Source organism: Microbacterium sp. ZXX196 (assembly GCF_009709595.1).
GTDB classification, from domain to species: Bacteria; Actinomycetota; Actinomycetes; order Actinomycetales; family Microbacteriaceae; genus Microbacterium; species Microbacterium excoecariae.
Genome location: NZ_WMEE01000102.1, coordinates 1 through 280 on the forward strand (window position 1 = coordinate 1; position 280 = coordinate 280).

At 46.4% G+C, this 280-nt stretch carries 1 protein-coding gene; it reads right to left on the minus strand.

What is annotated here, in order from left to right; translation table 11 throughout:
• On the minus strand, positions 1-280 hold a 280-nt coding region (locus tag GJQ66_RS14850; RefSeq protein WP_230379587.1), incomplete at both ends, for a hypothetical protein.

The following is a 280-nucleotide window of genomic DNA, read 5'->3' on the forward strand; positions in this document are numbered from 1 at the left end:
CGCTTATTAACGCCGTGTTGTGAACCTGAAATTTGGGGCTCGAAGATCTTTTTCGGATGATATCTGCCGCGTACTTTTCAAAACCTCCCAGTAGGCCAGCCGTGTCCAGCAAGTGAAGGTAGTGAGAAAGAGTTGTGGTGTTGCCGGCATCCTGCAACTGCCCCATTATTTTTGTAAAAGAAAGAATCTGGCCTGAATAATGACAGCCCAGTTCAAATAAGACTTTCATGAGTGCCGGCTTGGCAACTCTTGAGAGCATCAGAATATCTCTGCTGATGCT